Source organism: Rhodanobacter sp. FW106-PBR-R2A-2-24, from assembly GCF_058789615.1.
Genome location: NZ_JBYTBV010000002.1, coordinates 2,938,360 through 2,963,710 on the forward strand (window position 1 = coordinate 2,938,360; position 25,351 = coordinate 2,963,710).

General features: G+C 68.2%; 23 protein-coding genes. 5 read left to right on the forward strand and 18 right to left on the reverse strand.

What is annotated here, in order from left to right:
• Window positions 1–28: 28 nt before the first annotated feature.
• Together AC3WQA_RS14535 and AC3WQA_RS14540 are read left to right on the forward strand one after the other, a co-directional pair.
• Window positions 29–1,099 carry a GNAT family N-acetyltransferase gene (locus AC3WQA_RS14535; RefSeq protein ID WP_492675754.1) on the forward strand — a complete coding sequence of 357 codons (1,071 nt, stop codon included), beginning with the start codon at window positions 29–31 and terminating at the stop codon, window positions 1,097–1,099.
• Window positions 1,092–1,970 carry a hypothetical protein gene (locus AC3WQA_RS14540; protein WP_492675755.1) on the forward strand — a complete coding sequence of 293 codons (879 nt, stop codon included), beginning with the start codon at window positions 1,092–1,094 and terminating at the stop codon, window positions 1,968–1,970. Before AC3WQA_RS14535 ends, AC3WQA_RS14540 begins: the two co-directional genes overlap by 8 nt.
• 32 nt (window positions 1,971–2,002) lie before the next feature.
• On the opposite strand, the gene AC3WQA_RS14545 is transcribed toward AC3WQA_RS14540, so the two are convergent.
• From AC3WQA_RS14545 to AC3WQA_RS14560, 4 genes are read right to left on the reverse strand one after another with little or no spacing between them, the layout of a single operon-like run.
• Complete coding sequence (locus AC3WQA_RS14545) at window positions 2,003–3,208, reverse strand: DegT/DnrJ/EryC1/StrS family aminotransferase (RefSeq protein WP_492676370.1); 1,206 nt, start codon at window positions 3,206–3,208, stop codon at window positions 2,003–2,005.
• A gap of 16 nt (window positions 3,209–3,224) precedes the next feature.
• Entirely contained in the window at window positions 3,225–3,638 is a 414-nt protein-coding gene (locus tag AC3WQA_RS14550; protein ID WP_492675756.1) for a DMT family transporter, read from the reverse strand.
• Entirely contained in the window at window positions 3,635–4,009 is a 375-nt protein-coding gene (locus tag AC3WQA_RS14555) for a hypothetical protein (RefSeq protein WP_492675757.1), read from the reverse strand. Before AC3WQA_RS14555 ends, AC3WQA_RS14550 begins: the two co-directional genes overlap by 4 nt.
• Window position 4,010: 1 nt before the next feature.
• Complete coding sequence (locus AC3WQA_RS14560) at window positions 4,011–4,847, reverse strand: alpha/beta hydrolase (protein WP_492675758.1); 837 nt, start codon at window positions 4,845–4,847, stop codon at window positions 4,011–4,013.
• 149 nt (window positions 4,848–4,996) lie between these two features.
• Between AC3WQA_RS14560 and AC3WQA_RS14565 the strand changes: the two genes are divergently transcribed.
• Window positions 4,997–5,368: a DUF4870 domain-containing protein gene (locus tag AC3WQA_RS14565; protein WP_492675759.1), complete on the forward strand. Its 372-nt coding sequence runs from the start codon at window positions 4,997–4,999 to the stop codon at window positions 5,366–5,368.
• Between the two features lie 67 nt (window positions 5,369–5,435).
• Here AC3WQA_RS14565 and AC3WQA_RS14570 read toward each other — a convergent pair whose 3' ends face one another.
• From AC3WQA_RS14570 to AC3WQA_RS14620, 11 genes are all read right to left on the reverse strand, one after another.
• Window positions 5,436–6,332 carry a polyprenyl synthetase family protein gene (locus AC3WQA_RS14570; RefSeq protein ID WP_492675760.1) on the reverse strand — a complete coding sequence of 299 codons (897 nt, stop codon included), beginning with the start codon at window positions 6,330–6,332 and terminating at the stop codon, window positions 5,436–5,438.
• Window positions 6,316–6,570, reverse strand: a complete 255-nt coding sequence (locus AC3WQA_RS14575; RefSeq protein WP_492675761.1) for an exodeoxyribonuclease VII small subunit — start codon at window positions 6,568–6,570, stop codon at window positions 6,316–6,318. The genes AC3WQA_RS14570 and AC3WQA_RS14575 overlap by 17 nt, the downstream gene beginning before the upstream one ends.
• 46 nt (window positions 6,571–6,616) lie before the next feature.
• Entirely contained in the window at window positions 6,617–7,918 is a 1,302-nt protein-coding gene (gene tilS / locus AC3WQA_RS14580) for a tRNA lysidine(34) synthetase TilS (protein ID WP_492675762.1), read from the reverse strand.
• Complete coding sequence (locus AC3WQA_RS14585) at window positions 7,911–8,666, reverse strand: NYN domain-containing protein (RefSeq protein ID WP_492675763.1); 756 nt, start codon at window positions 8,664–8,666, stop codon at window positions 7,911–7,913. The genes tilS and AC3WQA_RS14585 overlap by 8 nt, the downstream gene beginning before the upstream one ends.
• 57 nt (window positions 8,667–8,723) lie before the next feature.
• A complete protein-coding gene (locus tag AC3WQA_RS14590) occupies window positions 8,724–9,680 on the reverse strand; it encodes an acetyl-CoA carboxylase carboxyltransferase subunit alpha (protein ID WP_492675764.1) in 957 nt (318 codons plus the stop codon).
• A gap of 523 nt (window positions 9,681–10,203) precedes the next feature.
• The gene (dnaE, locus tag AC3WQA_RS14595; RefSeq protein ID WP_492675765.1) at window positions 10,204–13,749 is read right to left on the reverse strand and encodes a DNA polymerase III subunit alpha; all 3,546 of its coding nucleotides are present in this window, start codon (window positions 13,747–13,749) and stop codon (window positions 10,204–10,206) included.
• A 53-nt stretch (window positions 13,750–13,802) separates the two neighbouring features.
• Window positions 13,803–14,501, reverse strand: coding sequence for a GAD-like domain-containing protein (locus AC3WQA_RS14600; RefSeq protein WP_492675766.1), 699 nt, complete (start codon window positions 14,499–14,501; stop codon window positions 13,803–13,805).
• A gap of 6 nt (window positions 14,502–14,507) precedes the next feature.
• A complete protein-coding gene (locus tag AC3WQA_RS14605) occupies window positions 14,508–15,875 on the reverse strand; it encodes a DUF6861 domain-containing protein (protein WP_492675767.1) in 1,368 nt (455 codons plus the stop codon).
• A gap of 122 nt (window positions 15,876–15,997) precedes the next feature.
• Window positions 15,998–16,594: a ribonuclease HII gene (rnhB, locus tag AC3WQA_RS14610; protein WP_492675768.1), complete on the reverse strand. Its 597-nt coding sequence runs from the start codon at window positions 16,592–16,594 to the stop codon at window positions 15,998–16,000.
• 150 nt (window positions 16,595–16,744) lie between these two features.
• Window positions 16,745–18,724 carry a DEAD/DEAH box helicase gene (locus AC3WQA_RS14615; RefSeq protein ID WP_492675769.1) on the reverse strand — a complete coding sequence of 660 codons (1,980 nt, stop codon included), beginning with the start codon at window positions 18,722–18,724 and terminating at the stop codon, window positions 16,745–16,747.
• 120 nt (window positions 18,725–18,844) lie between these two features.
• Window positions 18,845–20,176 (reverse strand): DEAD/DEAH box helicase, encoded by a 1,332-nt coding sequence (locus tag AC3WQA_RS14620; RefSeq protein ID WP_492675770.1) that lies wholly within the window; start codon window positions 20,174–20,176, stop codon window positions 18,845–18,847.
• Between the two features lie 175 nt (window positions 20,177–20,351).
• Here AC3WQA_RS14620 and AC3WQA_RS14625 point away from each other — a divergent pair, with 175 nt between their 5' ends.
• Both AC3WQA_RS14625 and AC3WQA_RS14630 read left to right on the forward strand, forming a co-directional pair.
• On the forward strand, window positions 20,352–21,584 hold the full coding sequence (locus AC3WQA_RS14625) for an MFS transporter (RefSeq protein ID WP_492675771.1): 1,233 nt from the start codon (window positions 20,352–20,354) through the stop codon (window positions 21,582–21,584).
• 37 nt (window positions 21,585–21,621) lie between these two features.
• Window positions 21,622–22,107 (forward strand): FKBP-type peptidyl-prolyl cis-trans isomerase, encoded by a 486-nt coding sequence (locus tag AC3WQA_RS14630; RefSeq protein WP_492675772.1) that lies wholly within the window; start codon window positions 21,622–21,624, stop codon window positions 22,105–22,107.
• Window positions 22,108–22,263: 156 nt separating this feature from the next.
• Here the strand turns inward: AC3WQA_RS14630 and AC3WQA_RS14635 are convergent, their stop codons facing one another.
• The 3 genes from AC3WQA_RS14635 to AC3WQA_RS14645 all read right to left on the reverse strand — a co-directional run bounded on the left by AC3WQA_RS14635 (window position 22,264) and on the right by AC3WQA_RS14645 (window position 25,351).
• The gene (locus AC3WQA_RS14635; RefSeq protein WP_492673427.1) at window positions 22,264–23,277 is read right to left on the reverse strand and encodes an IS30 family transposase; all 1,014 of its coding nucleotides are present in this window, start codon (window positions 23,275–23,277) and stop codon (window positions 22,264–22,266) included.
• Between the two features lie 228 nt (window positions 23,278–23,505).
• Entirely contained in the window at window positions 23,506–24,060 is a 555-nt protein-coding gene (locus AC3WQA_RS14640) for a C40 family peptidase (protein ID WP_492675773.1), read from the reverse strand.
• A 58-nt stretch (window positions 24,061–24,118) separates the two neighbouring features.
• The gene (locus tag AC3WQA_RS14645) at window positions 24,119–25,351 is read right to left on the reverse strand and encodes a M56 family metallopeptidase (RefSeq protein ID WP_492675774.1); all 1,233 of its coding nucleotides are present in this window, start codon (window positions 25,349–25,351) and stop codon (window positions 24,119–24,121) included.

Here is a 25,351-nt window from a genome sequence, read left to right on the forward strand (position 1 = left end):
CGCCTAGTCTAGGCAAAACCGCTTACGCATGCCTTTCATTTCCCAACTGGAACCGGATGCCCTGCTGGCCGCGTTCATGGCCGAGCCGCCCGTCGGCTTCGCGGCGGATCGCTCGCCGTCGGGCATGCCGGGCTTCGTGGCGCCGTTCGAGCTGCTGACCACGGCCGACGACGCCTTGCGCCGCCGCGTGGAAGCCCTGCCGCTGGCGCGCCACTGGCGCCGCCTGCTCACCTGGCGCACACGCTTCGCCGGCACCACGGCGTCCGAGTACGCGCCGCTGCCGGCGGGCGTGGCGCCCGCCGCGCTGGCGCAGGAGCTGAAGTCGGCCTGGGGGCGGCAGTGCAAGCTGCTCATCGTCAAGGACATCGCGCAGGATTCACCGCTGCTTGGCGCCGCCGAGAATGCCCATGCGCGCGCCTTCGCCGCCGCCTGCGAGGCCGCCGGCTTCGTGCTGCTGGAGGGACAGGCGCTGGCCTATGTGGCGATCGACTTCGACTCCGACGAGGCCTATCTCGCCCGGCAGAGTCCGTCGCGGCGCAAGAACATCCGGCGCAAGCTGCGCTCGCGTGCGCGGCTCGACGTGGAAACCGTACGCACCGGCGATGCGCGCTTCGACGACGAGGCCGTGCTGGATGCGTACTACGCGCTGTTCGACGCGGTGTATGCGCAAAGCGAGATCCACTTCGACCGGCTCTCGCGCGCCTTTTTTGCCCGCCTCCTGCGCGATGGCGCCAGCGGTGGCGTGGTGTTCGTCTATCGCCACGAAGGCCGGCTGCTCGGCTGGAACCTCTGCTACGAACATGGCGGCAAGCTGGTGGACAAATACATCGGCCTGGCCTACCCCGAGGCGCGCGAGCACAACCTGTATTTCGTCAGCTGGATGGAAAACCTGCGCCATGCGCGCGAACGCGGCCTGACGCATTACGTGGCCGGCTGGACCGATCCCGAGGTGAAGCGTTTCCTCGGCGCCAGCTTCACCTTCACCCGCCACGCGGTGTATGCGCGCAACCCCGTGCTGCGCGCGCTGCTGCACCGGCTAGGCGGGCATTTCGAGAGCGACCGGCAATGGCAGGACGCGGTGGAGCAAGGCGATGAGTGAAACGGCACGGCACCCCGTGGTGCTCGACATCGACAACTCGGTGGGCGAACTGCCGAACCGCCGTGTGCTGCCGCTTTCCGGGTGGCAGGAGGCGATCCGCTTCGGTTGCTCGCTGGCCGCGATGCGTCGTTTCACGGCGGCGCTGGAGGCGCAGCTGCCCGCGCACTACGGCACCGTGTTCACCGGCTCGGGCGACTTCCATCATCTCTCCTGGCCGCTGATCGCGCGGCTCAAGCCCGCCACGCCCATCCAGGTGGTGGTGCTGGACAACCACCCCGACAACATGCGCTTCCCGTTCGGCGTGCACTGCGGCTCCTGGGTGCGCCGCGTGGCGGCCTTGCCCTTCGTCGAGCATGTGCATGTGCTGGGCATCACCTCGCACGACATCGGCGCGGGCCACGCGTGGGAGAACTACCTCGCGCCGCTCCTGCGCGGCAAGCTCAGCTACTGGAGCATGGGCGTGGACACCGGCTGGGCGAAGTGGCTGGGCATCACGCGCGCCTTTCGCGGTTTCGACACGCCGGACGCGCTGGTCGATGCCTTCGTCGAGGCGCAGCGCACGCAGCGCCTGCCGAGCTACCTCACCATCGACAAGGATGCCTTCGCGCCCGAGGTGGCGCGCACCAACTGGGATCAGGGCCGCCTGCAATTGAACCACGCGCTGGCGCTGATCGACAGCCTGCGGCCCGGCCTCGTCGGCAGCGACATCAATGGCGAAGTCTCGCACTACCGCTATCAGGCCTGGTGGAAGCGCAAGCTCTCCGCGATGGACGAACAACCCGCCATCGATCCCGCCCAGCTCGCCGGCTGGCAGGCGCAGCAGCATGCGTTGAATCTCAAACTGCTGGCAGCCATCGCCACCGTTTCGTAGGAGCCTGCCAGCGGGCTCCCATGCGGGCAAGATCAGAGGCTGCCCAGCACGCCGCAGATCGCGTCCATGTCGGCGTCGGTCAGCCATGCGCTGTTGCCGATGGTGAGGCTGCGCGCGGCGAGGTCGCGGGCGTTCGGCACGTCGGCGGTGGGTACGATGCCGCGCAGGTAGGTGTAGTCGGGCAGGGCGTGGATGAACAGGCGGCTGACGCCGTAGCCGGCTTGCCAGAGCTGGTCGAGTGCGGCGTCGCGGCGGCGCTGGTCGGGCAGCAGCAGGAAGAAAAACGGCCAGTTGCCGTGCGCGCCGGCGGGATCGTCCAGCACGCTGACGCCGGGCAGGGCGCGCAGGTGCGGCAGGTGGCGCTGCGCGCGTGCCGCGCACTGTCGGATGAAATCCGGCAGGCGCACGGCGGCATGCGCGCCCACGGCCTGCCGCCAGCGGCCCACCGCATGCAGCGGCAGCGGCAGCGAGAAATCGTCGCCCACGGCGGCCACCGGATCGCTCTGGCGCAGCGCCTTGCGCAAGGGATCGCCGTAGGCGCGGCGCAGGCCGCGCGGACGATATAGCGCGGCATAGCCCAGCAGTTCCACGCTGCGGCGCAGTTCCCAGCCGAGCTTGAACGGCGCGAGGCGCGCGGCGGTGCGGGCGAGGCGCTCGCGCAGCGCGGGATCGCGCGCGGCGAGCAGGCCGCCTTCGTAGATGGACAGGCCCTTGCCGGCGGCGAGGCTGAAGAAGCCGAGGTCGCCGGCCAGCCCCACGCTGGCGCCGCCCTCGCGACGCGCGCCCACGGCTTGCGCGGCGTCCTCGATCACCAGCGCGCCGACGTTGTTGGCGGCGGCGAGCGCGTCGTCCACGTCGGCTACGCAGCCGGCGAGATGGGTGGGCAGGATCGCCAGCGTGCGCTCGTCGCAGGCGGCGCGCAGCGCGCCGGGATCGAAGTCGAAGTGGCCCCGGCGCAGGTCGCACAGCACGGGTTCCAGCCCTGCCTGGTGCACGGCCAGCGGCACCAGCGGGCAGGTATAGGCCGGCACGACCACGCGCTTTCGCGTGGGGTGCAACTCGCGCAGCGTGGCCAGTGCGATCAGTAGCGCGGCGGTGCCGGAGCAGGTGGCGATGAGCGGCGGCGTGCCCAGTTGTGCGGCGACGTCGGCAGCCAGCGTGGCCGCGCCGGGGCGCAGATCGGCCAGTTCCAGTGGCAGGCCGGCGGTGGGGGGGAGCTCGTGGCGGCGAAGGGGCAACATGGCCGGCCTGCGCTCAGGTCGGCGCCGGTTCGTCGTCCGCGACGGGCACGTGCTCGCGGTTTTCGGCCAGGCCCAGGCAGATGATGCCGGCGACGATGGCGAGCGCGCCCAGCACGCGTGGCGCGGTGAGCGGCTCGTCGAACAGCCACACCGAAAGCAGCATCACCGACACCACTTCCAGGTGCGAGGCGGCGAAGGCGGGGCCGATGGGCGCGTGCTTGAGCAGGCTCATCCAGGTGAAGAAGGCGCCGATGTAGCCCACGATGGCGCCGTACACCCAGGGCGCGCCGAACACGCGCAGCAGCCAGGCCGGGTTGGCGGTGAACGGCAGCGCCTGCGTGCCGGCGTACTTGAAGCTGATCTGCGCCAGGGTGTCGAAACCCATCAAGAGCGCAAAGCCGATGAGGTAGAACCAGCCGCGCTTCATCCGGCCACCCCCACGATGGCCACGCCCAGCGTCACCAGCAGGATGCCGGCGATACGCAGGCGGGTGAGTTTTTCGCCGAACAGGAAGCGCCCGGCCACCATGATCGCCACGATGTTGATGGAGCCCAGCAGCACGCCCTGGGAGAGCGGCACCAGCGACAGGAAGGCGATCCACACCAGGAACTCCACCACGTAGCTGGCGATGCCAAGCCACAGCCATGGGCGCGCGGCCATGTGCTTCCAGCGCGCGAGGCCGTCGCCGGCGTCCTGGTCGCCGGCGGCGGCCTTGAAGGCGAGCTGGCCGCCGGTGTCGATCACCACGTTCAGCACCCACAACAACGCTACCAGGGGCGAGATCCCGCCGGTGGGCATGTCAGGCCGCTACCGGCTGGGCGGCATCGGCCGCGACGATGCGGTCGAAGAACGCGGCGGAACGCTCGACCAGGGTGCGGCGGTCGCGGTCGATGGTGATCATGTGGTAGCTGTCGTCCAGCAGCAGCAGCTCGGCCGGGGCGCTGACCTCGCGCATCACCAGTTCGGCGTTCTTGACGCTGGCCACGTCGTCCTCGCTGGCGTGCGCCACCAGGCAAGGCGCGGTGACCTGCGCGAGTTGCCGGCGCACCGTGGCGGCCAGTTCATACATCTCGGCCAGCGAATACCAAGGGTTGCCGGGCAGGCCGGCGGCGGCGCTGTCACCGCCCAGCATCGCGCCGCTGATCTGCGCGCGCAGGCGTTCGTCGCGGATGCCGTAGGGCGGCTGTTCCATGAAGCTGCGGTCGCGCCCGATGCCGAGCTTCTTCAACAGCGGCAGCAGGAAGGACAGGCGCGCCAGCCTGGGGATGCTCCAGCCGTCGTAGCGGAAGGTGGCACCGTACACGCCCACGCCCCGAACCTGCTCCGGGCGGTCGGCGGCGAGCTTGAGCGAGAGCACCGCGCCCATCGACAAGCCGCCCACGAACAGGTGATCCACCTTCTCGCGCAGCGCGTCGGCGGCACGCTCCACGCTGGCGTACCAGTCGTGCCAGGTCGTGGCTAGCAGATCCTCGGCGTTGCCGCAGTGGCCGGCCAACTGCATGCCGTGCACGGTGTAGCCGGCGCGGTTCAGGCCCTTGCCGAGCAGTTTCATCTCCATCGGCGTGCCGGTGAGGCCGTGGATCAGCAGCACACCGCTCCTGCCGCCTTCAAGGAAAAAATCGGTTTGCTGGATCACTGCTCTTGCCCGGGACGCGCGTCTGCAGGGGACAGCGTGGCAGAGGGCGGTTTCCCCAGTCTTTCGATTTTCGTGCGCCGCAGCAGTGGCGGCGCGGCGGTGGCTGCGGCATGCTGGGCGGGCACTGCCCACCCGACCAGGAGACGTCCATGGAAACCCCGTCCGACCCGATGCCGCCGCCCGCCGTCCAGGAGCCCGGCAGCAATGACCGCAACCTGGCCATGCTCACCCACCTGTCGGGCTTCCTGCTCAGCGTGATCGTGCCGCTGATCGTGTGGTTGCTGCACAAGGACAGCGCCGACAAGGCCTATCTCGTGAAGGAGGCCAAGGAGGCGCTCAATTTCCAGATCACCGTGCTGATCGCCTACGTGATCTGCTGGATACTCATGTTCGTCCTGATCGGCTTCCTGCTCAGTTGGCTGTTGTGGATCGCCAACCTGGTGTTCTGCATCCTCGCCGCGGTCAAGGTGAGTTCGGACGGCAGCTATCGCTACCCGATCTGCTTGCGCCTGGTGAACTGAGGGCCTGTTTCGAGCGTTGCGAGAAGGCCCGCCATGCGGGCCTTCTTTTTGCGCGGCTAGCGGAAGATCAGTGGTGGCGCGCCGCGGCGTAGTGCGCCAGTTCGGCCAGCAGCACGCCGCGTTCGCCCAGCGGCGCGATGGCGTCGAGCGCGCCAGCGGTGAGTTCGGCCAGCCGCGCGCGCGAGGCGTCCAGCCCGAGCAGTGCGGGGAAGGTGGGTTTGTCGGCGGCGGCGTCCTTGCCGGCGGTCTTGCCGATCACCGCCGCCTCGCCTTCCACGTCGAGGATGTCGTCGCGCACCTGGAAGGCGAGGCCCACGGCGGCGGCGTAGCGATCCAGCCGATCCAGCGTGGCGGCGTCCGCACCGGCGGCCAGCGCGCCCAGGTGCACCGAGGCGCGGATCAGCGCACCGGTCTTGCAGGCGTGCATGTGTTCGAGTTCGGCCAGCGTGAGCCGGCGCCCCACCGCGGCGAGATCCAGCGCCTGGCCGCCGGCCATGCCCTCGGCGCCGCAGGCGCGGCCCAGCGCGTGCAGCATGCGCATGCCGGTGGCCGGGTCGGGCGCGGCGCCGGGGGCGGCGAGCAGTTCGAAGGCCAGTGCCTGCAGCGCGTCGCCGGCGAGTATCGCCATCGCCTCGCCAAACGCGATGTGGCAGGTCGGGCGGCCGCGACGCAGCGCGTCGTCGTCCATCGCGGGCAGGTCGTCGTGCACCAGCGAGTAGGCGTGGATCAGTTCCACCGCGCCGGCGGCCGCGTCCAGCGGGGCGTCGTCGCGGCCCAGCGCGTGGGCGGTGGCGTAGACCAGCAGTGGCCGCAGGCGCTTGCCGCCACCGAGCGCGGCGTAACGCATCGCGCGGTGCAGTTCGGCGGGCGCCTGGTCGGCGGGCGGCAGGCAGGCATCCAGCGCGGCGTCGGCGCGGCGGATCAAGGCTTGCAGCGAAGATCCCAGTTCAATGTTCGGGTTCAAACGGTTCGGCGCTGTCGGGGGCTTCGGGGTCGAGCAGCAGGCGCACGCGCAGTTCGGCCTGCTCCAGCGATTGCTGGCAGTGGCGGTACAGGCCGATGCCGCGCTCGAAGGAGGCCAGCGATTCGTCCAGGCTGAGCTCGCCGCCTTCCATCTTTGCCACCAGTTGTTCGAGTTCGTCCAGCGAGTGCTCGAAGTCGGCGGCGGGCGGGGTCTTGGCGGTGGAAGCGGTCTTGGCCATGGCGTGCAACGCTAACGCAGCGGGGCTTGCGAATCAATGCGATGGGTCACGCGACGGGCTGCCAGCGTGGCGCCCCGGTGGCGCCGAACACGACGTGCGCGCGTGCGCTCAGCCAGCGGTCGGCGACGGCGATCAAGACCTCGCCTTCGCAGATCAGCGGGCAGGCGAGGCGTTGCCATGGCGGCAGCGCGGCTTGCTGGAACAGGTCGCGCAGCTCGCGGGTGTGGGCATCGCCGGCGGGCTTGATGCGCTCGCCGCCACGGCGCAGCCGCACGGTGAGCGGTGCGGGCAGGCGCGCCCCGGCGTCCGGCAGGCGCAGCCAGCCGCCGTCAGGCAGCCGCAGCGGCTCGCCGCGCCAGCTCGCCTGCCAGGCGGGGTCGATGGTGGGCGGCAGCGCGCGCGCCCACAGCCGCCCCTTCCATACATGCAGCGTGGTGTGGCCCCAGCGGATGCACGGCAGCGTGCCGGCGCGCGCCATGCACTGGCGTTCGATCTGCGTGCGTTGCGCCATGGTGGGTGCCTTGAGACCGCGCGAATGCAGCCAATGGTCGAGCAGCGGGTGGCGCAGCGCGGGCGGCAGTGCCAGCCAGCCGGTGGCGGCCAGGCTGCCGCTGGCCGGGTCGTGCAGGGTGTCGAAGGCGGCCAGCCACTGCGCACGCAGGGTGTCCGCAGCGGCGCGGCTGAGCGTGGCGCTGTGCAGAATCGAGTCCACTGCCTGCGGCCAGTGTGCGGTGAGGCGCGGCAGGATGGCGTGGCGCAGATGGCTGCGCGCGAGGCGGGTATCGGCGTTGGAGGGGTCGTCGATGCACGGCAGCGCATGCGCGGCGATGTAGTCGTGCAACTGCGCGCGGGTGATGACGTGCAGCAGCGGGCGCCACAACGTGCCCGCACCCAGCGGTCGGCGCTCGCGCATGCCGCCCAGGCCTTCCGGGCCGGCGCCGCGCAGCAGTTTCAGCAGCACGGTTTCGGCCTGGTCGTCGCGATGATGGGCGACAAGCAGGATTTCGCCGGCGCGCAGGCTGGCGGCGAAGGCGGCGTAGCGGGCGTGCCGGGCGGCGGCTTCCAGGCCTTCGCCACGGGTGGTTTCCACCTGCACGCGCAGGACCTCGCAGGGCAGGCCGAGTGTCGCGCAGAATTGCCGGCTGTGCTCGGCCCAGCCGGCGCTATCCGGGTGCAGGCCGTGATCGACGTGCAGCGCGCGCAGGCCGTGCGCGCGTGCTTCGGGCAATTGCGCCAGCGCGTGCAGCAGGGCGGTGGAGTCCGGGCCGCCGCTGAAGGCTACGCACAGCGCGCCGGATACCTGGCTGGCGAGGGCGCGGCGCAGCGCGTCGACGAGCGCGTCACGCACTGGCGGCGGGTTTCTTCTTGTGGCGCACGAAGAGGTGCTTGCCGTTGCCGAGCTGGCGCTCCTCGGTCTGGAACAGGCCGATCGCCTTGATCAGGCCGCTGAGCTTGGCGTAGCCCCAGTTGCGCGAGTCGAAATCCGGTGCGCGCTTGCCCACCATGCTGCCCACCGTGCCCAGGCTGGCCCAGCCTTCGTCGTCGTCGGCGTCGTCGATGGCGTGGCGCAGCAGGTTCACCAGGCGGGTGTCCTTGCGCAGCTCCTGCGCGCCCTTGCGCGGCGCGGGTTCGGTGGGCTTGCCCTCGTCGGTTTCACTCTTGCCCAGCACGTCGGTGTAGATGAAGCGGTCGCAGGCGGCGACGAAGGGGGCCGGCGTCTTGCGCTCGCCGAAGCCGTACACGGTGAGCCCCGCCTCGCGGATGCGCGAGGCCAGCCGGGTGAAATCCGAATCGCTGGAGACGATGCAGAAGCCGTCGAAGCGGTCGCTGTAGAGCAGATCCATCGCGTCGATGATCATGGCCGAGTCGGTGGCGTTCTTGCCCACGGTGTAGCGGAACTGCTGGATCGGCTGGATCGAGTGGCGCAGCAGCACCTCTTTCCAGCCGTTCAACTCGGGCTTGGTCCAGTCGCCGTAGATGCGCTTGACGTGGGCGGTGCCGTACTTGGCCACCTCGGACAGCAGGCCCTCGACGATGGCGGGGCGCGCGTTGTCGGCATCGATCAGTACGGTGAGCTTGGTGGCGTCGTGGGCCATGGCGGTGCCTTGCGCGAAGGGTTGCCGCCGATGGTAGCGCCGTGCGCCGCGCGGCGTTTATTCCTGAAACGCGCCGTAGCCGCGCAGGCGACGGTAGCGCTGTTCGGCGAGGTCGGCCAGCGGCATCGCGCAGAGTTCGTCGAGCTGGTTCATCAGTACGGCCTTCAAACGGATCGCCATGGCGCGCGGGTTGCGGTGGGCGCCGCCCAGCGGCTCGCGGATCAGCTTGTCGATCAGGCCCAGTTCCAACAGGCGCGGCGCGGTGAGGCCCAGCGCCTCGGCAGCGTCCTTGGCGCGCTCGGCGCTGCGCCACAGGATGGTGGCGCAACCTTCCGGTGTAATCACCGAGTAGGTGGAATATTGCAGCATGTTGGTGCGGTCGCCCACGCCGATGGCAAGTGCGCCGCCGGAGCCGCCTTCGCCGATCACGGTGCAGATGATCGGTGTTTTCAGGTCGGCCATTTCCAGCAGGTTGCGCGCGATCGCCTCGCTCTGGCCGCGTTCTTCGGCGTCGATGCCGGGGTAGGCGCCCATGGTGTCGATCAGGGTGAGCACCGGTAGGCCGAAGCGCTCGGCCATCTTCATCAGGCGCAGCGCCTTGCGGTAACCCTCGGGGCGCGGCATGCCGAAGTTGCGCTTGAGCTTGCCCTTGGTATCGCGCGCCTTCTGGTGGCCCACGATCATCACCGCGCGGCCGTTGATGCGGCCCAGGCCGCCGACGATGGCGGCGTCGTCGGCATACATGCGATCGCCGGCCAGCTCGTGGAACTCCTCGCACATCACGCCGATGTAGTCGAGCGTGTGCGGCCGCGCCGGATGGCGCGAGAGCTGGGCCACCTGCCACGAGGTGAGGTTCTTGAAGATGTCGTTGGTCTTGAGCTTGAGCTTTTCGCGCAGGCGGCCGACTTCCTCGTCGATGTCGAACGCCTGGCCGTCGCTGGCATGGCGCAGCCCTTCGATCTTCGCTTCCAGTTCGGCGATGGGCTGTTCAAAATCGAGGAAGTTGGGATTCATGCGCAAAGCTCGGGACACGATAGCCGGGCAGTATAGCCGCCGCGCAAAAATGTCGGGAACGGGGGCGTATGGCTGGCTCCACCAGCCATACGCCGCATGCCGCGGCGGCGCGGCACAAGGATGTGCCGCCCGTGCGCAGGCGCAACGCGCCTGCGCACGGAGGTGGGCCGGCTGCACCGGCCCACCGACTTCCCGTGACGCCAGGAGGGCGGCACGGGAAAATCAATACAGGCTCTGGCTCTGATGCGTGGCTACGCGCGGCGCTTCGACTCCGCTTGCTGGAGCAAGCTACGCTCAGCGCGAACGGAGGTGTGGGCGACGGCGCGGGAAGATCAACGACGGCCTTGGCTCTGATGTTCGAGCTCGCGGCGCTTCGACTCCGCCTGCTGCCGCAAGCTACGCTCAGCGTGAACGGAGGTGTGGGCGGCGGCACGGGAAGGTCAATGGCGGCTCTGGCGCTGATGGTTGGGCGCCAGTGAGAGGCATCGCGCGCCAGCGCGCCCCTACGGGTGGGGTGCCGGACTCAATGCTCGCTCTTCACCAGCCGCAAGCGCGCCGCGGCCACCCCGGGCAGCGCCCGCACCGCGCGCAGGAGATCCGGCACGGCGTCCACCCGCCAGGCCTCGCCCAGTTCCAGGTCGGCCTGGGCGATGGCGTTGTGGTAGCCGTGCAGGGTGACGCCGGCGCGGCCGCCGCAGAAGCCTTGCAGGGTCTGGCGCAGTCGGTTGGGGAAGTCGGGCGTGACGCCGTTCAATTTCAGCTGCAGCAGACGGGCGTGGCGGCGGCAGGCGTCGGCCAGGGTGGTGGCGCTCCTGGCGCGCAGCTGGAAGCCGCCGCCGGAGAAATCGTCGATGCGCAGCCCGCCTTCCACGATGAGGATTTCGTCGCGGATCAGCAGCGGCGCCACCTGCTGGTACAGCTCGCCGAAGAAGCTGGTTTCGATGACGCCGCTGCCGTCTTCCAGGCGCACGAAGGCGTCGCTGTCGCCGCGCTTGCGCACGGCCACCACCATGCCGGCGACCGTCCACGGCGTATCCGGGCCGCGGCGGAAGCGGTTGGCCTCGCCGTCGTCGCTCTTGCGCGGACGTGGCGGCTGGTAGCGCTCGGCGATCTCGCCCAGCGGGCAGGTGGCGAGCTGGGCCAGCTCCTCGCGCCACGGGTCGGTGGGGTGGCCGGAGAGGTAGTGGCCCAGGGTGTCGCGCTCGCCTTGCAGTTTTTGTTCGAGCGGCCACTCGGGCGCGCTGGGCAGTTCGATCTGCAACACCGGCGTGGCCGCGCCCATGGCGGCGCCGAACATGTCGTTCTGGCCCGATTGCTTGTCGCGCAGATGCTGCTCCGCCGCCTTGATCGCGTCGGGCAGTTGCAGCATCAGGCTGGCGCGGTTCGTGGCCAGCGCGTCCAGCGCGCCGGAGTAGATCAGCGCTTCGAGCACGCGGCGGTTGAGTTTGCCGGGATCGACGCGGCGGCAGAAGTCGGCAAGGTCGGTGTAGGCGCCGCTGCGACGGCGTTCTTCGGCGATGGCCTCGCAGGCGCCCTGGCCCACGCCCTTGATCGCGCCCAGGCCGTAGCGGATTTCCTTGGGCTGGGTGGCCACGAACATGAACTCCGAGGCGTTCACGTCCGGCGGCAGCACGTCGATGCCGATGGCCTTGGATTCCTCGATGAAGGTCACCGCCTTGTCGGTGTTGTCCATGTCCGAGGAGATGGTGGCGGCCATGAATTCGGCGGGGTAATGCGTTTTCAGCCAGGCGGTCTGGTAGCTGACCAGGGCGTAGGCGGCGGCGTGCGACTTGTTGAAGCCGTAGCCGGCGAATTTCTCCATCAGGTCGAAGATGGTGTCGGCCTTGTCGCCGCTGAGCCCGTCCTTGGCCGCGCCCGCGCGGAACTTGGCGCGTTCCTTCGCCATCTTCTCGACGTCTTTCTTGCCCATCGCGCGGCGCAGCAGGTCGGCGCCGCCGAGCGAATAGCCGCCGACGATCTGCGCCATCTGCATCACCTGCTCCTGGTAGACCATGATGCCGTAGGTCTCTTTCAGGATCGGCTCGACGCGCGGGTCGGGGTATTCCACTTCCTCGCGGCCGTGCTTGCGCGCGATGAAGCTGGGGATCAGGTCCATCGGGCCGGGGCGGTACAGCGCCACCAGCGCCACGATGTCGCCGAAGCGGTCGGGCCTGGCGTCTTTGAGCATGCGCTGCATGCCGGAAGATTCGAGCTGGAACACCGCCACCGTCTTCGCCTGCTTGAGCAGCTCGTAGGTGGGCACGTCGTCCAGCGCGATGCGGGCGATGTCGATGGGTGCGTCGCCGTTTTTGGCGCGGCGCGCGTTGATCGCCTTCATCGCCCAGTCGATGATGGTGAGCGTGCGCAGGCCGAGGAAGTCGAACTTGACCAGGCCGACGTCTTCGACGTCGTTCTTGTCGTACTGGGTCACCACGCCGCCGCCGCCCGGCTCGCAGTACAGCGGCGCGAATTCGGTGAGCGGTCTGGGCCCGATCACCACGCCGCCGGCGTGCTTGCCGACGTTGCGGGTGAGGTTTTCCAGCTTGAGCGCGAGCTCGATCAGCGGACGCGCCTCGTCCAGGTCGGTTTCGTAGAGCTCGCAGAATTCCTTGACGACGCGTTCGGGCTCCTTCTGCGATTTCTCGGTGCGGCCCAGCGCGTCGGACAGGGTGAGATCCAGCGGGCGCGGCGGGATCAGCTTGGCGATCTTGTCCACCGCGCCGTAGCCCATGCCGAGCACGCGGCCCGAATCGCGCAGCACGGCCTTGGCCGCCATCGAGCCGTAGGTGATGATCTGGCTGACGTGGTCGCGGCCGTACTTGCGCGCCACGTAGTCGATCACCTCGTCGCGGCGATCCATGCAGAAGTCGATGTCGAAGTCGGGCATCGACACGCGTTCGGGGTTGAGGAAGCGCTCGAACAGCAGGTCGAACTGCAGCGGGTCGAGGTCGGTGATCTTCAGTGCCCAGGCTACCAGCGAGCCGGCGCCCGAACCGCGCCCCGGGCCCACCGGAATGCCTTGCTGTTTGCTCCAGCGGATGAAGTCCGACACGATCAGGAAGTAGCCGGGAAAGCCCATCTCGATGATGACGTCGAGCTCGCGCTCCAGCCGCGCGTCGTAGTCGGCGCGGCTGTGGCCTTCGGCCAGCGGGTTCACCGCCAGGTGCTCTTCAAGGCCCGCGCGCGCCAGCTCGCGGATGTGGCTGGCGAGGTCGTGGCCGTCGGGCACCGGAAAGTCGGGCAGGTAGTAGGTGCCGAACTGCAGTTCCAGGTTGCAGCGCTTGGCCAGCTCGACCGAATTTTCCAGCGCCTCGGGCAGGTCGGCGAACAACGCGGCCATTTCCTCCGGCGATTTCAGGTATTGCTCGGGCGTGTAGTCGTGCGGGCGCTTGGGGTCGGCCAGCACGCGGCCCTGGTGGATGCACACGCGTGCCTCGTGCGCCTCGAAATCCTCGCGGGCGAGGAAGCGGGCGTTGTTGCTGGCCAGCACCGGCAGTTCAAGCTCGGCGGCCAGCGTCAGCGCGGCGGTGTTCCAGGCTTCCTCGCCTTCGTGGCCGCAGCGGGTGAGTTCCAGGTACAGGCGATCCGGGAAGAGTTTTGCTAGCGGACGCAGCTTGGTGAGCGCCGCGTCGCAACCCTGGTTCACCGCGAGGCGCGCCACCTCGCTTTCGCGGCCGAGCAGAGCGATCAGTCCGCCGGTGGCTGCCGGCGTCAGCCAGCGTGCATCGCACAGCGGGCGACCGGCCTGCTGGCCTTCCTGCCACAGGCGCGACACCAGCCGCGAGAGGTTGAGATAGCCCTCGCGGTGCTGGCACAACAGGGTGAGCCGCCAGGGGCGCGGATCATCCGGCGCGGATACCCACAGATCGCTGCCGCCGATCGGCTTGATGCCCGCCGCCGTGGCGGTCTTGTACAGCTTCACCAGCGCGAACATGTTGCATTCGTCGGTGAGCGCCACCGCCGGCATGCCGGCTTTCACGCAGGCCGCGACCAGCGCCTTGATGCGGATGGTCGAATCAACCAGCGAAAACTCGCTGTGCAGGTTGGTATGGACGAAGCGTGCGGACATGCGGACTCAGTGGATGTTGATGAACAATCAGGCCGGGTAGTGACTCCTGCGGATCAGGGCTTTGGCCTGTACGCCGCGATTTGTTCCAGCAGACCGGATGCGCTGAGGTCGGCCACGATGTCGCGCAGTATCTGCTTTTCGCCCAGTTGGGCCAGCATGGTGAGGTGGGTCACCGCGTCGGTTTTTTTCAGATGCTCCAGCTCGCAGGAGCCGCCGAGCGCGAGTGCCGGGAACAGGCCGTACATTTCTCCGGGGCGCAAGATGCCCAGTTGCTTGACGGCGCGGTCGAAGAGGGGGTGTTCGTCTTCGTCGGTCTGGTCAAGCTGATCTTTCTCCTTGTTGCTGAAGAATGTACGTATCAAAAAGTCGCTCTTTCCCTCAGACACGCGCTTGCTATCGTCGTTGGGAGAGATCATGCCCCAGATGGCGTTGATGGAAAGGCTTGGTCCTGTCTTTTCGCCCCACAGGAAAAGTTTGCCGAAGGCGCTCAAAGCAATGGCGTGGTAGTTGTCCATGCCATCAAAGGGTGTGCCTTCCAGCCAGGCCGCGACGACAGGCGCGTACTCATCCGGATCTATCGTCCAGAACAAGCCGTTGCCGTAGCCGCTCCAGCCGTAGTCGCGCCAATACTGAAGCAGCTGGTCGGGCAGGTGGTTGCGGTATTTTTCCAGGCTTTCTTCGGGCACCTGACGGGTCTCCAGGGCCGGGCCGAAGCTTTCCTTGTGGTAGAAGTAGCTGAAGTCCTGATCCATAAATCCTCACGGGCAGCGGTGTAGTTCAACGCGCATCAAGGTGGTTTTTCGCGCCTCAACCGGAATGGCATGGGCGGCGGCATCGAGGTGCCCGACACGGGTCAGGCTTGTCGCGGCGCCGTTGTTCCATTGCCTGCCGATGGTCTGGTTCACCTCGCCATCGCCCAGGCCATCGATGGCATCCGGTTGGCCGCCGGCAACCATGTCGGGTGCGTGCAGGGCGTTTTGTGTGGTCATGAACGCGGATGCTTGCTCACGGGCGAGGCTTTTTGCCGTGCCCGCGTCAAGGCCGTTTTGTCGATGATTTTTTGTCAACACCTCTTGCATCTTTGTCTGAAAATCTCGGCGCACCTCCAAGGCCGCCTTCGTCGCTCCCTTTCGCCCATCGGCCGCGTAGCGTGCCCGCCCGTCCAGATAGTCCTGCACGGTCATCTTGTTCAGCGCGCGCTGCTGCCCCGCCAGTTGGCGATCCATCTCGGCAAATTTACCCGGTGGCAGCTTCTGTGTCTTGAAGCAGGGTAGTCGCTTGCGCGGCATCGGCGTGGGTGCCGTGGGCTCCGTTTCGGCGGACTTGGGCGCTGGTCGTGGTTGGGAGCGACCAGTGGATGCGGCTTCAGGAGTGGCGGGCACCTCATTTCGCAGGGGCGTGGCGGGCCGCAGGCGCGGATGCTCTTTGAGCCTGGTCTCGTTTTGCAGAAGCCAGTCCCCGAATTTGCGCCCCAGGCGGCCCTTGCTGGCGCTCTCGGCCAAGTCGCTCATGCTGCCGCGCCCTTTGCTGAGGTAAGCGACGATGGCGGTGAGCAGCAGCACCACCGTGGCGACATGGGCGCGGGCGAGAATGCTGGCGGCGCGGCAGACAGCCACTGAGTCGACATGCGGTTGGCCTCCCGTCACCGGCCCCGGCTGGGCGGCCAGCCAGGCCTGGCACAGGCCGTCCCAGTAATCACGACCGATGGTCGGCAGGCCTTGGGTGACAAATTCGATCAGCCCCGCCAGCCCCATGGCGGCGAGTATCCATTGCCCGAGTTCGGCGCCGAGCACGGCGCCCTCGGCGGCACCCGGTGCGGCGCCTACTCCTGCGCCGCCGAAGAAGCCGATGATGCCTCCCAGCGTTGCGCCAAGGGCGGTAGTCGTCACCATGATGCCCAGGCACTCGATCAGAAGCTGCACGATTTGGGCGGCGATGACACGGATGTTCATATCGCGAAATTCGCCTTCGATCTGAACCACCGCGTCATGCATCGACAGCCATAGTGCGCGGTGCAGGCACTCGCCGCGCGCCTTCAACAGCATGGCGTTGGCGTGGGCCTTGGTGTCGAGCCGTCTGGCCCAGTCGGTGATGGCGAACAGGGCGCTGTGCCATGAGGTAATCACGCGGAGAACGTCCTTGTGAAGGGTAATGGTGAAGGATGACCGGCGAATCCGACCAGGCGCTGCGGTCTTCCTGCGGTTTCACGTGGGCGTACCGGTGGCTCACAAGCTTGACAGGGTCAATGTCAGAACAACTGCCCTTGGTCGATGAGTTCACGCACCGGCGCGAAGCTGCGCCGATGCTGCGGCGTGGGGCCGAGCTGGCGCAGGGCTTGGAGATGGCTGGGCGTTGGGTAGCCCTTGTGCACGGCAAAACCGTAGCCGGGGTGCACGTCGTCCAGCGCCACCATCAGGCGATCGCGGGTGACCTTGGCGAGGATGGAGGCAGCGCTGATCGCCGGTTCCAGCGCATCGCCGCCGACGATGGCGCGGCCGGGGCAGGGCAGATCCTTCGGCAGCTTGTTGCCGTCCACCAGCGCCTCGTGCGGCGCGATGGCGAGGCCGGCCACGGCGCGGCTCATGCCGGCCATGGTGGCCTGGAAGATGTTGATGCGGTCGATTTCCTCGGCTTCGACGATCACCACGCACTGCGCCAGAGCGCGTTCGACGATCAGCGGGAACAGCGCCTCGCGTTTCTTCTCGCTGAGCTTCTTGGAGTCGTCCAGCCCGGCGATGGGGCGCGCCGGGTCGAGGATCACCGCGGCCACCACCACCGGGCCGGCGAGCGGGCCGCGGCCGGCTTCGTCCACACCCGCTTTTATGAGGCTCGAATCGGATAGCACCAAGGTCTCCACGTCACTCAAAGTGTGTGTATTGCAGCCGCGCGAGGCCCGTTCGCCTCCTCTCCCCGGAGGGGAAAGGAAGCAAGGCGCAGCCCTCTCACCCCGGGTTTTCCCCTGGCTTGTTCCCTTGGGAGCGGAAGTGCCTTCGGGTTACTTGCCGTGCGGCGGCTTGCCGTCGTGTGCGCGCGGCTTGCGCGGGCCGGGCTTGGCGCTGCCGGACTTGAAGCCGCCGGGCTTGGCGTTGCCAGGCTTGAAACCGCCGGGTTTGAAGCCGGTGGGTTGGTGCGGGCCACCGGGGCGGCGGGCGGGATGGGCGTCGTGCGTGGGGGCGTGGTGCGTGGACGCGTCGCCGGCCTCGTCCTTGCCGTCCCAGGCGCGTATGTGCAGCTGCTGGCGCGCCACCCACACCTTCTTCAGGTGATCGAAGATTTCCTTGGGCATGCCTTCGGGCAGGTCGATCAGGCTGTGGTCGCCGCGGATGGAAAGGCGGCCGATGAACTGGCTGTCCAGTCCGGCCTCGTTGGCGATGGCGCCGATGATGTTGCCGGGTTTCACGCCGTGGTCGTGGCCCACGTCGATGCGGTAGGTGATCTTGCCCGGCTCGCTGGGGTGCTGGCGCGGCGCGTGCTTGGCGAAGTCGCGGGCGGGAGCGCGGTCGCCGCGCTCGTGGTTGGCGTGCTCGCGCGGCGCGCGCTCGGGTTTGCCGTGGCGTTCAGTGTGTTCGCGGCGCTCGGGCTTGCCGTGATGCTCGCGGGTTTCCGGCTCGCGCGGTGCGACTTCGCGTTTGGCCGGCGGGTCGAGCAGCAGCGGGCGGTCGCCCTGGGCGATGCGCGCCAGCGCGGCGGCGATCTCGACGGCGGGCACGTTGTGTTCGGCCTCGAATTGCTCGATCACCTGCTGGAACAGGCTCAGCTCGCCGGCGGCCAGGGTGTCGCTGATGCGCTGCTTGAACTTGGCGATGCGGTGGTCGTTCACCGCCTCCACCGTGGGCAGCTTCATTTCGTCGATCTTTTGCCGGGTGGCGCGCTCGATCGCACGCAGCATGCCTTTCTCGCGCGGGGTGACGAACAGGATCGCCTCGCCGCTGCGTCCCGCGCGGCCGGTACGGCCGATGCGGTGCACGTAGCTTTCGGTGTCGTAGGGAATGTCGTAGTTCAGCACGTGGCTGATGCGCTCCACGTCCAGCCCGCGCGCGGCCACGTCGGTGGCCACCAGGATGTCGAGCTTGCCGTCCTTCAGCTGCCCGATCACCCGCTCGCGCTGTGCCTGGGCGATGTCGCCGTTGATCGAGGCGGCAGCGAAACCGCGCGCGGAAAGTTTTTCGGCCAGCTCGTCGGTGGCCAGCTTGGTGCGCGCGAACACGATCATCGCGTCGAAGGGCTCGGCCTCGAGGATGCGCGTCATCGCGTCCAGCTTGTGCATGCCGCTGACGTACCAGAAACGCTGGCGGATGTTGGCCGCGGTGGTGGTGGCGGCCTTGATGGTGATTTCCGCCGGTTCCTTCAGGTGCTTCTGCGCGATCTTGCGGATCGGCGCCGGCATGGTGGCGGAGAACAGCGCCACCTGGCGGGTGGGCGGGGTGGCTTCGAGCACCTTCTCCACGTCGTCGACGAAGCCCATGCGCAGCATTTCATCGGCTTCGTCGAGCACCAGGTACTTCAGCTCGGAAAGATCCAGCGTGCCCTTGTCCAGGTGGTCGATCACGCGGCCGGGCGTGCCGACGACGACGTGCACGCCGCGGCGCAGCGCATGCAACTGCGGGCCGTAGCTCTGGCCGCCGTAGATCGGCAGCACCTGCAGGCCGGGCAGATGCGCGGCGTAGCGCTGGAACGCTTCGGCCACCTGGATGGCCAGCTCGCGCGTGGGCGCCAGCACCAGCGCCTGCGGCTTGCCGGGCTTGAGGTCGATGCGCGAGAGGATCGGCAGCGCGAACGCGGCGGTCTTGCCGGTGCCGGTTTGCGCCTGGCCCAGCACGTCACGGCCCTCCATGAGCGGCGGAATGGTGGCGGCCTGGATCGGCGAGGGTGATTCGTAGCCCACGTCGGTGAGCGCGCGCATCACTTCGGGCGAAAGCGCAAGCGCGCCGAAGCCGGCAGCGACCGGGGTGGTATCGGTATCGGAGGAAGACATGGAAACCTCGGCTGGCGTGCGCGGGCGCACGCGGAAGAGTGGCACAGGGAAGCGGCCGCGCGCGTGAAGTCCGCGGCGGCGCGCAGGCGACCGCCGCGGCGGCCGCCATGCAAGGGGGCGTCAGGCCTTGGCGGCGGGACGGTGCGAGTGGCGCCGCTTGCGGTTGCCGGCGGCGTGTTCGCCGCTGGCCTGCTTGCCCAAGCCGTTGGGGCGCGGCGACGGCGTGCCGGCCTGGCGCGGCGCGTTGGAGCGCGGCGCCGAGCGCGGCTGGCGCTGGCCTTGCTTGGGGCGCGGTGCGCTGGCGTCGGTGCGCAGCGGGGTCGAGGGCTCGAAACCCGCCACGTCCATCACCACGATTTCGTCCTTGAGCAGCTTGCGGATGTCGCGCAGCAGGCCAGCTTCCTCGTGGCTCACCAGCGATACCGCCATGCCGTCGCTGCCGGCGCGGCCAGTGCGACCGATGCGGTGCACGTAGTCCTCGGCCACCATCGGCAGGTCGAAGTTGATGACCATCGGCAACTGGTCGATGTCGATGCCGCGCGCGGCGATGTCGGTGGCCACCAGCACGGTGACGCGGCCCGACTTGAAATCGCTCAGCGCACGGGTGCGCGCGTTCTGGCTCTTGTTGCCGTGGATCGCCGCGGCGCGCAGGCCGGCGTGTTCGAGGTAGGTCACCAGCTTGTCGGCGCCATGCTTGGTGCGGCTGAACACCAGCGTCTGCCGGCGCGAGTCCTCGGCCAGCACGTGCAGCAGCAGGTCGCGTTTCTTCTCGGCATCCACCGGGTGCACGCGGTGGCTCACGGTGGCGGCCACGGTGTTGGGCGGGGTCACCGACACTTCGCGCGGGTTGCGCATGAACTGCAGCGCGAGCGTCTTGATTTCCGGCGCGAAGGTGGCCGAGAACAGCAGCGTCTGGCGCTGTTTCGGCACGGCGCCAAGGATGCGCTTGATCGCCGGCAGGAAGCCCATGTCGAGCATGCGGTCGGCTTCGTCCAGCACCAGCGTTTCCACCGCGGAGAGATCCACGGTGCGCTGCTGCATGTGGTCGAGCAGGCGGCCGGGCGTGGCGATCACGATGTCCACGCCGCGGCGCAGCGCGTTGATCTGCGGGCCCATGCCGACGCCGCCGAAGATGGTGGTGGCGCTGACGCGCAGGTGCTTGCCGTAGGCCTGCACGTTGTCGAGGATCTGCGCGGCCAGCTCGCGGGTGGGCGTGAGCACCAGCGCGCGCGGGCGGCGCGTCTGCGTCGGGCCGGCATGGATGAGTTTGTGCAGCAGCGGCAGCGCGAAGGCGGCGGTCTTGCCGGTGCCGGTCTGCGCAGCGGCCAGCAGGTCATGGCCCTGCAGCACCAGCGGGATGGAACCGGCCTGGACCGGGGTAGGCTGCACATAGCCTTGATCGGCAAGCGCACGCAACAACGCGGGCGCAAGGCCCAGCGATTCGAAAGACATGGGAACGACTCCTGTGCAACCCGGAGCGTTCAAGCGGAACCGTGTTGCGATCTTGGGGAATGGGGCGGCGTGAGCCGCTACGGCAGGTGATGCCGTCCGCCCAGTATAGCTGATGTGCCTCGACGTTGCCCGCCGGGCGCGTTACCGTGCGGCATCACCCGGGGAGAGCCGTGCCATGCCGTTGCTGTCGCCCCTGCGCGAGTTGAGCCACGCGCAGCGCCACACCGTGCTGGCCAGCTTCCTCGGCTGGACGCTGGACGCGTTCGACTACTTCCTGCTCACCTTCGTGATCGTGGCCATCGCGAAGGAGTTCGGCGTGGGCAACACCGAGGTGACCTTCGCCTTGTTCCTCACCCTGGCGGCGCGGCCGCTGGGTGCGCTGCTCTTCGGGCGACTGGCGGATCGCTACGGCCGCCGGCCGGTACTGATGCTGGACGTGGTGCTGTTCTCGCTGTTCGAGCTGGCCACCGCGTTCGCCAGCTCGCTGGCCATGCTGCTGGTGCTGCGTTTCGCCTTCGGCGTGGCGATGGGCGGCGAGTGGGGCATCGGCGCCTCGCTGGCGATGGAGTCGATACCGGCGAAGTCGCGCGGGCTGGTTTCCGGCCTGCTGCAGAGCGGCTATCCCTGCGGCTTCTTCCTCGCCGCATTGGCGAATTGGCTGCTGGTCGATGCCATCGGCTGGCGCGGCCTGTTCGTGGTGGGCGCCTTGCCGGCGCTGCTGGTGCTGTACATCCGGCGCAAGGTGCCGGAGTCGCCGGTCTGGCAAGCCGGGCGGCACGAGCGCGCACGCACGGGTATCTGGCCGGCGATGCGCGGCCACTGGAAGCGGTTCGCCTACATGATCGTGCTGATGTGCGCCTTCAACGCCTTCAGCCACGGCTCGCAGGACATGTACCACACCTTCGAGGAAGTGAACCTGCACCTGCCCAGCGGCTCGGGTGCCGCCTTCGTGCTGGTGGCGCTCTTGAACCTCGGTGCGCTGGCGGGCGGCCTGTGCTTCGGCGCCTGGTCGGAAAAGGTGGGCCGGCGGCGCGCGATGATGGTGGCGGCGCTCTTGGCCATTCCGGTGATTCCGCTGTGGATGCACGGCGGCTCGCTGTGGCTGCTCGGCCTCGGTGCCTTCCTGATCCAGGTGATGGTGCAGGGCGCCTGGGGTGTGATCCCCAGCCACCTCAACGAGCTGTCGCCCGATGCCGTGCGTGGCACCCTGCCGGGCTTCGCCTACCAGCTCGGCAACCTGCTCGCCGCCGGCACCGCCACCGCGCAGGCATGGCTGGCGCAGCAGCAGGGCGGCGATTACGCCTTCGCCATGTCGCTGTGGATTGCGGTGGTGGCCGTGCTGCTGGCCGCGCTGGTGTGGCTGGGGCCGGAGGCGCGCGGCGTGGGCTTCGGCGGGCAGGCATCCTGATAGAATCGCTGTTTTGCACCCATTCGAGAGACAGGCAATGAAGGCTGGCAAGGACAAAGTCGTCGCGCTGCACTACACGCTTCACGTGGACGGCGACAAGGTGGAAAGCTCGCACGACAACGGCGAGCCGCTGTGGGTTCTGCTCGGCCATGGCCAGCTGATCGCCGGGCTGGAGAAGGCGCTGGAAGACCACGCCGCCGGCGACGAGGTCAAGACCAGTATCGCCCCGGCCGACGGTTACGGCGAGCGCGAGGAAGGTCGCATCCAGCGCGTGCCGAAGAAGTATTTTCAGGACGCCAAACACCTCAAGCCAGGCATGGCCACCGTGCTCGCGCTGAAGGAAGGCGGCCACCGCGCGGTGACCGTGCACAAGGTCGGCATGAGCACCGTCGACGTCGACTTGAACCACCCGATGGCCGGCAAGACGCTGGATTTCGACGTGAGCATCCAGGAAGTGCGCGAGGCCACTGAGGAAGAGGTGAAGCACGGCCACGCCCATCCGCCGGGCAGCGCGGAACACTGAGCCGCGGATCGACGGTCAAAACAAAACGGCGCCCGATGGGCGCCGTTTTTTGTTCGTCCCCTCTCTCTTTGGGGGAGGGTTGGGGGGAGGGTGCGGCCTTGCGGGATGCTGCTTTTCGCTTTTGCTGGGCGGTTTCAAGGTCCACGTGCAACATGATCAATGAATTGTTCCGGCGCTTGCTTCGGCGAGCCTCAGGTGGTCGTTGTAGACCTCCAGCGGGGTACGGAATTGATGACGCTTTCGCGGTCGGGTGTTGAGGCTGAGGGCGATCTGGTTGAGCTCGTCCTGGCTGTAGACCGACAGGTCGGTGCCCTTGGGCAGGTACTGTCGAAGCAGGCCATTGGTGTTCTCGTTGCTGCCGCGCTGCCAGGGGCTGTGCGGGTCGGCGAAGTACACCTGCACGCCGGTACGCAAGGTCAGGGCGTCGTGGTAGCTCATCTCCTTACCCTGGTCGTATGTCAGCGTCTTGCGCAAGGCTTCAGGGATGCTCTTCAGCGCCTTGCCAAAACTCTCCAGTACGTCGGCTGCGCTGGCGCTGCTCATCTTGGCCAGCACCACGAAGCCGCTGGTGCGTTCGACCAGTGTCCCCACGGACGAACGGTTGCCGGCGCCCTTGATCAGGTCGCCCTCCCAGTGTCCGGGAATCAAGCGATCCGCCACTTCCGGTGGACGTACGTGGATGCTCTGCATGTTCGGTATCTGGCCGCGTCGATCCATCCCGCGCGTGCGTGGCTTGCGCGTGCTGCGGCCTTGGCGCAGGCAGTCGATCAACTCCTTGCGCAGTTCGCCGCGCGGCACCAGGTACACCGCGGTGTAGATCGTTTCGTGAGACACCCGATAGCTCGCCGCGTCAGGAAAGGCCCTCGCCAGTATCCCGGCGATCTGCTCCGGCGACCAGCGTGCCCGCAACAGCGCCTGCACGGTTTCCCACAGCGCAGGGTCGTCCAGTTTTCGCGTCACGCGCGGTTTGCTCCGGCATTCCCGACTACGCTGATGCGCCGCCTGCGCCTTGTAGTTCGCCGGGTCGACACGTGCCCGGCGGCGCTCGCGACTGATCGTGCTCGTCGCACGTCCCAGCGAGCGGCCAATGGCACGCAGGCTGTCACCCGCCTCCAAGCGGCGCTGAATCTCCACTCGCTCTTCCAGGGTCAGTTCGTTGTACGTTCTCATCGCAACAGCCTATGTCAGAATCGGCAAGGTGTTGCACGTGGAGTTTGAGACGGCCCTGCCTACAACAAAAGCCTTTACCTATGCCGATAAAGCGCTTCCTTGCGCTTTATCGGCTCGCCCACCCGGGCAAGCCCGGGCGGGCTCCGTTGGCCAGTCGCTGACGCGACTGGCCAATGTCGATCTATCCATGGATCGGCTGGATTGAGCCGACTGTCTGCGTCAGCCGGCTCAATCCAGCACCCGCCGCCCGAACGCGAAATGCCCGATCCAGTATGGCGCGTCGATGGTGTCCAGCCGCACGGTGCCGCCGCTGTCGGGGGCGTGCACGAAGCGGCCCTTGCCGACGTAGACGCCAACGTGGCTGATGCGGCCGCCGATGTCGAAGAACACCAGATCGCCGCTGACCAACTGGTTCATGCGCTTCACCTTGCGCACGTCCATCGCGGCCATCTCGCCCGAGGTGCGTGGTAGCGCGAGGCCGGTGGCCTCGCGGTAGATGTAGTCGACCAGGCCGCTGCAGTCGAAGCCGCTGGCGGGTGTGTTGCCGCCGTAGCGATAGGGTGTGCCGACCAGGGCCATGGCGCGGAACAGCACATCGTTGGCGGCGGCGATCTCGCCCTCGGGGCCGCGCGCGGGTTCGTGGGCGAGGGCCGATGGCGTGGTGTCGCGGCGGTGCGGCGTGCTGGCACAGGCGGCGAGCAAGGCGAGGGTGAAGGCCAACAGCGCGAGTCGGGCGAGTCGCGCGGGCGAGGCGGCGAACCGGGCGAGGGTCTGCGGATTCACGATGACAACCTCGACGTGGGGCACGGCGAGGTTATCAATTCAACAATTCATATGCAAATCAATCAATTTTCTTGTATTTCGAGCTTTGTTTCTCAACATCATCCTTGTCAATCTTGTCGGGTATTTCGTTGAGCGAAAAGGTGACGGGCACCCGGGCATAACCCTCGACCGGTTTGCCGTTCTTGATCTCGGGGCCGAAGTGCCAGTGCGTGGCGGCTTGCCGGGCGGCCTCGACCAGATCCGGCGCGGCCTTGGTGACCGGGTCGACGTCGACCTTGAGTGGCATGCCGTCCGTGCCAACCAGCACTTTCAGGATCACAGTGCCCTGTTCCTTGTTCTTGATCGCCGACAGGGGATAGCGCGGTTGGATGCGCGCGTTGTAGCTGAGATCCTGGCCGGCCTTGTGGCTGCTGGTGGCCGCCTGCGCCACGAACACGCTGCCAGCGATCAGGACGGCCAGCGCGACGGAACCTGCACGACGACGCAGCGCGCCGGGACGATGACGTTGGATCATGGTGAGTCGCTCCTTCAGTTGAGGCTCGGTGAGCCAGGGGATCAGCGCCGGCTGGGTCGCCAGGCCGACGCTGTGCAGCAAGGTGTGGGCATAGGGTGCCGCCGCGTGCGGCGCGTCGCGCAGCACGCGCTCGTCGCAGGCCAGTTCCTGGTCCAGCCGGAAGCGCGACCGCGCCAGCCAGGCCAGTGGGTGGAACCACAGCAGCGCGAGTGCGAGTTCCGCCACGAGGCTCCACAGCGCGTCGCCGTGGCGCAGGTGGATGAACTCGTGGCGCAGCACCAGGTCGCGTTCGGCGGCCTCGAAACGCTGCAGGAAATCCACCGGCAACAGCACCAGGCTGCGCGGCGCCCATAGCACGGCGGGGCCGGCCGGATGCAGGCGCAGGCGCGCCAGGGCCTGCGCGGTGAGCGTGCCGCGCAGGGCTGCGAGGATGCTGGCGGACAGGGGGCGAAGTTGCCGGTGCAGGCGCCAATAATGCAGGCCCAGGCGCAGCGACATCAGCGCCGTGCCGAGCAGCCACAGCCAACGCAGCCATGGCGTGGCGGGGGCGTGATCGACGATGCCGGCGGCGTAGGCCACGCTGCCGGACAGGGCGGGCACCGCGAGTCCATGGGCGGGCAGGCTGGGCAGCCATGGCAGCAACGCGGCGAACAGGGGCAGCGACCACAGGCCGAAGGCCGGGCCGGCACCGAAGCTGCGCCGCGCCGCACGTCGGCCGAGCAGCACCAGCGTCAGCGCCGCGCTGACCAGGGTGAGGCTGTGCAGCGGGGCGTCCAT